This is a genomic window from Methylocapsa polymorpha, from assembly GCF_045689225.1.
GTDB classification, from domain to species: Bacteria; Pseudomonadota; Alphaproteobacteria; order Rhizobiales; family Beijerinckiaceae; genus Methylocapsa; species Methylocapsa polymorpha.
Genome location: NZ_CP136862.1, coordinates 1789692 through 1801119, shown reverse-complemented (window position 1 = coordinate 1801119; position 11428 = coordinate 1789692). Strand labels below are relative to the sequence as shown.

General features: G+C 55.0%; 7 protein-coding genes. 5 read left to right on the top strand and 2 right to left on the bottom strand.

Translation table 11 applies throughout. The features are described 5' to 3' along the window. Positions 1–242: 242 nt before the first annotated feature. The gene (locus RZS28_RS08260; RefSeq protein WP_407340836.1) at positions 243–1325 is read right to left on the bottom strand and encodes a glycosyltransferase family 4 protein; all 1083 of its coding nucleotides are present in this window, start codon (positions 1323–1325) and stop codon (positions 243–245) included. A gap of 612 nt (positions 1326–1937) precedes the next feature. Between RZS28_RS08260 and RZS28_RS08255 the strand changes: the two genes are divergently transcribed. From RZS28_RS08255 to RZS28_RS08235, 5 genes are all read left to right on the top strand, one after another. After that, positions 1938–3392 (top strand): lipopolysaccharide biosynthesis protein, encoded by a 1455-nt coding sequence (locus RZS28_RS08255; RefSeq protein WP_407340835.1) that lies wholly within the window; start codon positions 1938–1940, stop codon positions 3390–3392. A gap of 667 nt (positions 3393–4059) precedes the next feature. Continuing rightward, on the top strand, positions 4060–5118 hold the full coding sequence (locus RZS28_RS08250) for a hypothetical protein (RefSeq protein WP_407340834.1): 1059 nt from the start codon (positions 4060–4062) through the stop codon (positions 5116–5118). Positions 5119–5344: 226 nt separating this feature from the next. Continuing rightward, positions 5345–6334, top strand: coding sequence for a glycosyltransferase family 2 protein (locus tag RZS28_RS08245; protein WP_407340833.1), 990 nt, complete (start codon positions 5345–5347; stop codon positions 6332–6334). Positions 6335–6667: 333 nt separating this feature from the next. Then, positions 6668–8059, top strand: coding sequence for a DUF4038 domain-containing protein (locus RZS28_RS08240; protein WP_407340832.1), 1392 nt, complete (start codon positions 6668–6670; stop codon positions 8057–8059). Between the two features lie 512 nt (positions 8060–8571). Further along, on the top strand, positions 8572–9435 hold the full coding sequence (locus RZS28_RS08235) for a class I SAM-dependent methyltransferase (protein ID WP_407340831.1): 864 nt from the start codon (positions 8572–8574) through the stop codon (positions 9433–9435). A gap of 192 nt (positions 9436–9627) precedes the next feature. On the opposite strand, the gene RZS28_RS08230 is transcribed toward RZS28_RS08235, so the two are convergent. After that, positions 9628–10884, bottom strand: coding sequence for an NAD(P)-binding domain-containing protein (locus RZS28_RS08230; protein WP_407340830.1), 1257 nt, complete (start codon positions 10882–10884; stop codon positions 9628–9630). Positions 10885–11428 lie beyond the last annotated feature (544 nt).

Below are 11428 nucleotides of genomic sequence, written 5' to 3'. Positions count from 1 at the left end.
AGCTTGCGGATGTCCGCATCGGGCCAGCCTCAAATCCTGACGGCTATCGTGAGGGACTTCTCAACTGTCCCAGCAGGCCAAGATAAAAAGATCTCCGCCCCATGACGAAAAGAAGCATGTCGCGTCAACTGCAGCTATCGCACCGCCTCTCTTGGGCGAAATAGAATAACGCCGCAAAAAAGCGAACGGTTTCCTGATGGGTTTCCAACACCGCTCACTTGTTTGTCTTTGTGAGATGTTTCTTATAGCGTCAAAATCAGATCGAGATAGAGTTCAGCGCTTTTAGCCCATGAGAAACGCTTCGCTTGTCGCGGTCCTTCGGCGCGGAGCATCCGGACAAGTTCCGACTCGGTTCGTATTCGTTTGATCTGGTCGAGCCACTCGCGTGGCGAAGTCGGATCGGCATAAAGAGCGGCGTTGCCACAGACTTCCGGCAGGCTCCCGGTGTTGGAAGCAATCACGGGACAGTTAAGAGCCAAAGCTTCGAGCGCCGGCAGACCGAAACCTTCCGTCAGCGACGGAAAAGCGAAGCACAGAGCATTTTGGAAAAGCGCAGCGAGATCATCGTCCGTGACAAACCCAAGGTGGCGCACATTAGGCGGAATAGGGCCCATATCGACCGTTGAAAAGACGTTGATGGATGGTCCGCCGGCGACAACAATATCCAATCCAAGCGCATCGATTTCCTTAGCGATCGAAAAGAGGACGCCGACGTTCTTGTGTCGCGCACGGCTGCCGAGCATAAAAATGAAAGGGCGCTGATCTACATGCATCTCTGCGTAGGACGAAAGGCTCGGTCGCCAACGTCTGACATGCTCGTGACCGTTGGGTATGACCGTGATCTTTTCAACTGGGCAGAGCCCGAAATTGTTCAACATGCGCGCCGAAAAACCCGACACCGTGACGACGCGCGTAGCATTTCGGGCGAGGAGAGTTACGATGATCCGGCCGAGAGCGCGGTATGCCCACCTGTAGCTTTCAGGCTCAATGGCAGCGTTAACATCGTGTAGACAGACAATGTGGTTGGAGGCAAACAAAGGCCCATAATTGCAAAGGCTCAGCAAGACGCCCCGACTGGCCAAGGGGAGGGCGAACTGATTCCATGATGGACCGCCGCCAGCGGCGGTCCATTCAAAAGCGATGGCATGCAAGGGAGGGGCGGGCGTCCCCGGAGGCGCAACGATTTTAGCGGCCAAAGAGGACTTCAGTTTACTGTCTTGAAGGAGGCGATCAAGTTCCGCGACAATCTCGCGCCCGTATCTTTGCACGCCGGTAACAGGTTGTTGGCGGAGAAATGCGCCGTTAATTGTCAAGTCCGATCGCATCTGTCACAGTCCATGCTTCAATCAATTTCAGTCTTGGATCAAGACCGCTGGAAAAAGTTCGAAAATTATCAAACATATTGCCGAGCGCACGGTTACGTCTGATTAGCTTTTACTAGATTGTTGAGCGGGTCGTGAATCATCTTGTCACCGGAATGATCAAAGCGCAAACTGCCCTTGTCAGAGTCCTCGGATGAGCCCGTAGCGAGGCTTTAGACTAGATTTTTTCTTCCCGCAATGCTGGAGCCCTGCCGAGGCGAACTGAACTCGCTGCGCGACCAAAATGGTCCGTGGCGCGCCAGAGAGCCATCGATTTGGTTGCGATCAAGGCGCACCCCTCCCGTGGTCTTCGATGGAGTGCACGACAACCGGACGATTGGTCTGTAGTCATGGCGGCGCCGGCGTGGATCATTACCTTCGCACACGCCGCCGCCTGGTCAAATTTCTCCTTCATTACCGAGTTGGCCAGGATTATTGTCGCGGATCCACTTGAAACGTGGTAGATACGGCAGCGTGAAAGATGCTGTCAAATATTTGTGAACAAAATCAAAACGTACTGGTGAGGTTGCGCGGCGACGTAGCAGCAATCGGGCCGCGCCGCCGCGGAGATAAAACTTGGATGACCTGAAACAAAAGGCGGTTCGGGGTGGTCTTGTCAAGCTTACAGGACAAGCCCTGAATTTTGCCGTGCGCATGTCGAGCTTGATGATCGTGGCGCGGCTACTCGAGCCTGCGGACTTCGGCTTGGTGGCGATGGTGACGTCTATCACGGAGGTCTATGGTCTATTCCGCGACGGCGGACTTTCTGCTGCCTCCATTCAGCAAGCGAATATTACACAGGCGCAGAAATCCGCTCTTTTCTGGATCAACATGCTGGTCGGAGGCATGTTGACCGTAATTTGTATTTTGACGGCGCCGGTTATCGCGCATTTCTATGGCGAGCCTCGCCTCTTCTGGATAACGATCGCGCTTTCATCCGGCTTCATTATCGATGCGGCCGGGGCGCAGCACCATGTCATCCTCGAACGCCAGTTGCGCTATACTGAACTTACGCTAATCGACGCTTTTAACGTCACAGCCTGCGCCTTGATCACTATCGTCGCCGCCGTTGCCGGTTTTGGATATTGGTCTATGGTCATATCCACCGCTATTTGGCCGGTAATCAACACCGGCGCCCTATGGGCGACGACGCGCTGGAAACCCGGGCTGCCGCGTCGAAATGCTCGAATTGCATCCATGCTGCATTTTGGCGGCGCGGTCGCCTTGAGCAACATCGTCAGCTACGTGACCTCTAGTTTGGACAAGGTGCTCCTGGGGCGCTTCTGGGGCGCGGACGCTCTAGGCCTTTATGGCCGGGCAATGCAGATGATCAATATTCCCATTTCAAAACTTAACGGGGAGATGGGGACTATCGCATTTTCTGCATTGTCCCGGCTGCAACACGATCCGCCCCAGTTCAAAAACTATTTTCTTAAAGGATACGGACTCGTCATGACAATGACGGCTCCCATTACGCTTTTCTCTGCTGCATTTGCTGACGACATCACTCTTGTCATTCTAGGACCTAAGTGGATCGAGGCCGCGACAATTTTTCGCTTGCTAACTCCGACCGTCCTGATACTCGGCATCATAAAGGCTACCAGTTGGCTGTTGTTATCCTTGGGCCTGCAAAGACGAAACCTGGCAATTGGTTTGGTCGTCGCGCCCTTGTGCATCATGTCGTATTTAATTGGGCTACCCTATGGCCCACAAGGTATCGCGCTGGCTTATTCGACAGCTATGGCGCTGTGGGTCGTTCCGCATCTTATTTGGTGCCTTAAGGATACGATGATTTCGGTGCGGGAATTTCTTCTTGCGATGGGGCCGGCCATGGGTTCCGCCGCTATGGCGGTCGCCGTTGCGTTCGTGGCTAGTTCGTATGTAGGCCATTTACAGTCGCCCTTTTGGCGACTTCTGTTCGCAGGCTGTGTAATGGGCGGCGTCTACGTGTGCATGCTACTGTTCATCATGGGCCAAAAAGGATTTTATCTGGGTCTGCTTTCACAATTGTGGACGTCTCGCCGGCCGTAAGCATCAGGACTTGATTATCGACTCTGACGTGGATTTACCTCGGCTCATTGAAGAACCGGGAGCATGGGAAAAGCCAGACCCAAAGAGCGCGACGCCAGCACATGGCTGGAGCACAGGGGACAGCCGGAGCGAGGATGATGCTGTTTCGAAACGGACGCCGCGCTGCGGCTTCGCGAAGCCGCAGCGGATCATCTTCTGCTTCAGATCCTTCGTTCCAATCTCCGCAACCATCGAAAGCCGACCGCCTCCCCCCCCCGGGTTTGAAGGCTCGAGCGCTTTCCCGATCAGATGGAATCATCCGATCGGGAAGGAATCGCTCAAATTCAAAAGAGCTGGAGCATGTTCGGATCGAAAAAGTCGATCAACTTGTTCGGAACATGCTCTAGCGCTATCGCTTTCATGAATTCACCGCCTTAATTCGATTTGAGCGCTCCAGCGCCAGGCCGAGCGCTTCTCCCACAGATCTTGCGGTGACGGTTACGATCCCTTCGCGGCGCCGCCGCTGCTGATTGGAACAGTTAGCTGTTCGCTCATGTGTTGAAAAACACATCGATGAACTGGCCGTAGAAGTGTTCTGTAGAGACCATCTTGCCGCGCCCCTAGCTAACATGATAATGTTACTACCATATTTTCTTCTATTAACTATATCGGATTTAAGGAAATTATCATGAAGCCTCAGGTAGGCAATTGGATTGAAGTTCGGAGCAAAGAGGAGATATTAGCGACGCTTGACCAGAACGGCAGGCTTGATGAGTTGCCGTTCATGCCGCAGATGTTTCAATATTGCGGTCAAAGGCTCCAGATTTATAAACGGGCTCACAAAACTTGCGATACGGTCAGCGGCGTCTATGTCGGGCGGCGGATGCCGGAGGCCGTTCATTTGGAGCATCGCTGCGACGGACAGGCGTATGGCGGCTGTCAAGCGGAATGCCTGATCTTCTGGAAGGAAGCGTGGCTAAAGCCGGTCAGCCACGACGAGAGCATTGATGTTTCGCATGATCTACGCCCGAGCGCCGGAAAGCCCCGAGACGCTGGCTGCACAGCGGACGATGTCTGGAAAGGGACCCGTGAGCAGAACGGGCAGGATGGCGAGAAAATAAAATATATATGTCAGGCGACGCAGTTGCTCAATTATACGGCGCCTTTGAAGTCGTGGGACCCCAGACAGTATATTGAGGATTACCGATCGGGCAACGCTTCGCTGGCTCAAATATTTGATTCCTTTCTCTTTTTCGGGTTTGCGATATTCGCACGCGGCGACCACTTGGGACGTCCCGCGCGTTGGCTTTACGACCGGTTTCAAGCGCTCCGGGGCGGAACGCCTTATCCGAGACGAAAGGGGACCTTGCCCGCCGGTCAGCCCTTCCCAGTTGCGTCGCTCGACCTCCAGCCTGGAGACTTGGTTCGTGTAAAATCTTACGAGCAAATTTTGGCTACTTTGGATCCGAGGTTATCAAACCTTGGACTTAATTGGGGAGAGGAATTGGTTCCCTACTGCGGCCGCACATATCGCGTTCGGTCCCGCGTGGAAAAGTTCCTTGACGAAAGAAGCGGCATCCTTAGAAAACTAAAGACGCCCGCAGTCATTCTGGAAGGCGTTACCTGTCAATCGCGTTTTAGCAACTGGCGAATCGGCTGCCCAAGGGCGATTTTTGCCTGGTGGCGCGAGGTCTGGCTCGAACGGGTGAGCGATGTCAAAAATCCTGACGGTCCTGAAGCCGGATGATGGATTTCGGCGCGACCTATTGAAAGCGGCGTATGTCCGCTACGAATTGCGAGAAAGGCGTTCGTCCCCGATCGTGCGAAGGGCGCCGACTATTGAATAGAACTGAGCGTCGCTAGGCGGCATGCTGGCGACATATACAACGAGGGCGCGCTTGCCAAACTGGACGTCGTCACGCATTGCATCGATTTGCATAAATTTAATTTAAGATCGACTTTGGGAGCGTTACATGCCGAGCATTGACGTCGCGATTCCTAATTATCAATATGGGCGGTACTTGCGCAAATGCGTATCAAGCGTCTTGTCTCAAGATGTGCAGGACCTTCGCGTACTGATTATCGATAACGCATCGAAAGACGATAGTGTGGATATTGCTCGCGAGCTTGCGTCCAAAGACAGCCGAGTTCAGGTCGTCGTACATCCCACTAATCTTGGTTACGAGCGTTCACTTAACGAGGCGATCGACTGGGCGTCATCTGAATATTTCATGATCTTGTGTTCAGACGATTATCTCGCGCAAGGCGCGCTGGCCCGCGCCATGTCGGTCATGGAAGAGAATCCCGAGGTCGGCCTGGCATTTGGCGGCGTCGTGCCTTTCAACAATGATAACCAGACGTCCGGACCTGAGGAGGCTCAGCAGGTCGCGCCGTGGCGAATATCTACGGGCAGGCAATTTATCCAAGATAGCTGTCGCGACCCGATGCAGCAAAAATCAGCGAACTTCATCGTCGTGCGCACCTCGATCCAGAAGCAGGCGGGACATTTTCGGCCTAGCGTCCAATATGCTCTAGATTATGAAATGATGCTTCGGATCGCGAACCTCGGTAGCGTCGCGGAGACGCGAACGATACAAGCTTTTCGGCGCCATCATGAAATGAATATTTCAAATGATCTGGACGTTAGCAAGCGGCTGAGGATGGTTGACGAGGCTTTCCAAAGCTTCTTCTCCCACGAGGGGGGTTCGATCCCGCAGGCGTTGAAGCTGCGCCAACTGGCGCATCGAAGTCTTGGAGTCCGAGCCTATTGGTCGGGGGCAGCTCACCTGGCGCGCGGCCAGCTCAAGTCAAGCGCCGACCTCTTCAACTTAGCCTTTAGCTTTTCGCCGCGCACAGCCATCATCCCTCCTGTGGATTATTTGTTCCGAACGCGCAACGCCCTTACAAGCGTTCCGCGAGTCATCGCAGAAGCGCTCCACTGGAAGCAGACGCCAGCTGGCTGACCGGTTAAGCGAGCAGCAAACAAGCCAGAGAAATAGACGCTCCACAGAGGTCAGTCACGTCGCATTATAAATAAGGACTTAAGACGCGGCATGGGCGCAGCGACATCACATAAGCGATATTCCGCATCGCGGCCTTTGCGCAGCTCATCGGCGGCGCTGACACAGGATCGCTGCGATCGCGGCCCAGCGTCGCCGCGAGCGCCCCAAGCGCGCCTTACCACTCTGGTCGCTCAAGGGATTTTACGATCTCTGGTATATGCAGGCATCGTCTGCGCTTTGGCGGCCGCGCGCGAAGCTTATGCGCAAATTCCGCCCGGCACAGAGCCAAGGCTCTTGCCAAACATATCAGCACAGAATGATCCCGCGAGTCCGGCATATCCTCTCAAGGCGAGCGGCAACAATCGCTACCTCGTCGATCAAAACAATGCGCCGTTCCTGTTGGTCGGCGACGCTCCGCAAACCTTGATCGCCAATCTGTCTCAAGCGGAGGCGGCCACATATATGGCCAATCGCCAAAAATATGGCGTCAACACACTGTGGATCAACCTCCTCTGCAATTACTCCGATGGCTGCAATAAGGACGCTACCACGATCGATGGCCTCGCGCCCTTTATGGTCGCAGGTGATCTCTCAACCCCAAACCCCGCTTATTTCGAGCGCGCCGACAATATGATCAAGATCGCGGCCGCACATGGCATGCTTGTCCTCCTGGACCCGATCGAAACAAGCAGCTGGATGGACGTGCTGCGAGCAAATGGCGTCGCCAAGGCGTTCGCCTACGGGCAATATTTGGGAAACCGTTACAAGAATTTTCCGAATATTATTTGGATGCATGGCAATGATTTTCAGTCATGGCAAGATGCGGCTGATGATGCGTTGGCGCAAGCCGTCGCGCGCGGAATCAAGAGCGCGGATGCAAACCATATTCATACAGTAGAGCTCAATTATTTGACGAGCGGGTCATTAGATGACCCGTCGTGGGGGCCTTTGATCGAGCTCGACGCGGCATATACGTATTTTCCGACATACGCCCAGGTCCTGACCGAATATAATCGCCCCGATTTCAAGCCGGTCTTCATGGTGGAGGCTTACTACGAGTTCGAGCACGGGGCCGAAGGAGGCTCGACGCCGAATTTGCGCCGACAGGAATATTGGACGATGCTTAGCGGCGCAACCGGACAGGTCTACGGGAGCGCCTACACGTGGCGACTTGAGAAGGGGTGGGAGGGCAATCTGGATACGCCCGGAGCGATGCAGCTCGGTTTGATGAGAAATTTCTTCGCTTCGCGAAAATGGTATGATCTCGTCCCCGACCAGACCCATAGCTTAGTGACTGCGGGCTATGATCGTACTTCAGCTCTTATTGGGAGCCTCGCCGCTTATCTCGGGAAGCGCTCTGGCTTGGCGGAAAGAATTTTCACACGCTTCCGAAAATTGTCCGGCTTCGGCTCCATACCGACGAACGCTTACCTTACAGCGGCCCGAACGTCCGACGGAGCCTTGGCGATTGCCTACATGCCATCGCTCCGCACAATCACGGTCGACATGTCGAAACTCGCTGGACCAACGAGAGCTCGCTGGTATGATCCGACGAACGGGACATATGCCGAGGCCAGCGATGCGCCACTCCCAAACACGGGCGACAGAGAGTTCGCGCCTCCAGGAAAAAATGGCGCAGGAGACGGAGACTGGGTCCTGTTGCTAGAGGCTTCGACCGCCCGCTGATGAAACCCTCGCCAAGCTCTTCCTGGGCGCCTCTTTGAAGACAATCGAGACGAGCTACGTGACGCGAATGCGAGCGATATCTCCCCTTAGATCTATTGGAAGCACCCGAGTGATGAACAAATACGTTCATTGCTCTCAGCGCAATTAACAACAATTACTCGTTTCACGCTCGAACTCGTGTTGCATCCCTCAGATCTCGGCCTAGCTGCAACTTTTACTCGCGATAGCGCTCCTTGGCGACACGCGAGTCGCGACCATACTGACGGCTGAACCGGCCCTATCTCTCGTAGCGACATTGACAGGCGCGCTCTGCAAAAGCGATAATTGCTCAGCAACACTATAGTTCGAGAAAGGGCGCTGCGGCGACACGCCGCTAATCGGCGATCGCATCGCGCGCCCCGCCATCGTGTCCTTCTGAAGACATTCAAACTGCGAAGGCCAACAGGTCAATTTCCTTTTATCAAGAAGTTTTAGATTCGGTCGCAATTATACTCTTAACGGGAGTGCGAGTGATGTTCGGGACAGGCCTGCGGCATTTTTTGAAGCATCCAATGCACACCCTAGCTGCTGTCACAGCTGATCCAGTTGAAGCCTGGACGGTGCTTCGCGATATATACGCGGCGCGGCGCGAGGCGCAAATACCTTCCGACCTATACGAGGCCGAGGAGGGTTGGGAACAGCGGCTCCATAATCTGCTTGGCGCCCCTTGGCCGTGCCAGGCGACTTCAGAGTTTTGGGCCCTGTGGCCCGAAGTGATAGGAGAACTGCAAGCCAAGGGGATTCGGGTCGGTCCGGAGAGCTTCAAAACCTGGAACGACGGCGATGCTGGACTGGTGCGAGCGATTTGGTGTTTGTGTCGTCATCTACGCCCACGCAATGTCGTCGAGACCGGCGTTGCTCATGGTCTTACATCGCGGTTCATTCTTGAGGCGCTTGAGAGAAATGGAGACGGCCATCTCTGGAGCATTGACCTACCGCCGTTGGAAGAGGCGTTACATGACCAAATCGGCATGGCGGTTGGCGACCGACATTCGCATCGATGGACCCTTATCAAGGGCTCAAGCAGGCGACGGCTTCCGCCCGTCCTTTCTCAATTAGGTCAGATTGATCTTTTCATTCACGACAGCCTACATAGCGAACGGAACGTTCGCTTCGAAATGGAAAGCGCTTGGACAATCTTGCGGCCGGGCGGCGCGATCGTGGTCGACGACATCGACGCCAACCGGGCTTTCCTAAACTTTACACAGACCTTTTCACACCATCAGTCCATGATTTGTGAGGCCGAGCCGATACAACCCGATCTCAGACGTTTTAACGAAAAGGGATTGTTCGGGATTATTTTGAAAGAGCCGACCAAATCGAACGCCCAAAGCTAGCCCCACTCCGCTCCTCAGTGTGGCTGTGACGGCCTTTAGGAGCGATCCGCTTGAGGCCTGGATTTGCTCCCGGACAGGTATCTAGCGGAGTGAGACGGCTGGACTTTGGTTGAGCCATGCGTGACCGCGCACCGCTCGATAACGCGAGGACATAGATTCATCGCGCTACAAAAGGCGACGCCTTTCAAACTTCTATTCTGCGCTGACTTTTGTCGGTTGACGAGACCTCATGGGGACATCGTCCATCGCGGATCGATGCGAAGCTGATGAACTCAGATGCGCAGACAGGCGCCGCGCCGTAAAATCGGCGCCAGCGACGAAACGGAGCATCGGACCGAAGCTGTTTGCTGACGCAGTACCAACGAAGTAGAGTCCTGGGACAGAGGACTCGAAATTCATTGATAGAGCGGGCGCTTGATCGGCGCGGCGCAGCTCGGATTGTAGCTGGCTGGAAAGAAAGCTCAGACGTCGCACGTCGACCTTGTATCCAGTTGCTGCAATAATATGATCCGCTGAAATGCCTACTGTTCGCCCATCGGCGTGGCTGAGGACGAGGTGCGCGCGGTCATTCTCGACACGCGCTTCGGTAACCAGGGCGCCCGTGACAATGGGAATGCGCTCCTCCACCTGATCACGGACAAACCATGCCGGCCCCGGTCCCAAGTAACGCCGCACGACGTCGACGCGGAACGCCTCGGGCATCATATGAAAAAGCAGCGGCGCCTTCGTACACAGCACTGACTTCCAACCGGGGCCGAGCACAGTCATTGGCGCGCGTATTTTGTCGTATAGGGTGCGCGGGCCAAGAGGCGATTGAAACTTCACCGCGGAACGTCGCGCCACAACACTCACGGATGCGCCCTGCTGTCGCAACAACGCGGCCAGGTCCATCGCTGACGCTCCAGCGCCGATCACCACCACATCACGGCCCGCGAAGCGCGTGAGATCGCTGTGGTCGGCGCTGTGGGATAGATATTCCTCCGGCAAGCCCGCCAGCTCAGGGGGAATATAGCCAAACGAACGGATGCCGGCAGCCAAGACCACTTTGCGCGCCGCGACCCGCTCGCCATCGTCAAGACGAAGCTCAAAGCCGGTCGGCGTCCGCTCAAGAGATACGACGGTCTTGTCCTCCAAATTCGGCACAAACCGCCTTTGAAACGCTTGTCCATACGCCACGAAGGTTTCGAGCCGCACCGGCAGCCCGGTACCTGAATAGGGAACGCCTTGCTCCGCGCAATAGGCGCCAAGCGTAAACTGTCGATCAGGGTCGGACAGATTGGTAGCGAAGCCTTCGGACTTAAGCTTCATCCCTTGAGGCATCGAAGCTAGCCAGGTCTGCATTGGGCTCCCGAATATGCGTAGCGGGACCTTTCTCGCGAGCAGATGCGCGGCTATAGATAGTCCATAGGGACCAGCGCCGACGATTACGACATCCGTAGACGAGGCCATCGCTAACTCCTTTGAAAAATGTCGTGTGAATTTAAATCGGTTTAGTGGAAAAGGATTTCGGGCTTTCCGAATGGAACGCCTACCAATCTCGGCCAGCGCCAGCAATGGAAGTAAGCCTGACCTACTGGCTGCCTGTCAAGACGCATATGCGCCTTTCTTTATTACAGAAACCAAGGCATATTGCGAGGGAGTTTCGCTTTTTTGTTGGGAGAGGACTCGCGTCGACGCAATTTCTCGATAAATGATATTTGTTATCAAATGTATTATGCCTGAAGGGATCCGAAAGTTATTTCAGGATCTCAACCGGGTATGCGGCGCCGCTGAATAATTCAACGCAGGCGAGAAACCGACCTTGACGATAATCACGACGCCAAATCCAAAGATACTGTTCCTATCCCTGACGGATTATTCCTGGTCGCACCGACCGGTAGCTGAGTTCGGCAGGCTTGGCTGTGAATGCGCGGTGATGAGCCCGCCGGATTTTGCTTGCGCCGCCACGCGTTTCGCCGCCGTTCGCTTTCGGTTGCCGCGCCATAGCGGCTTC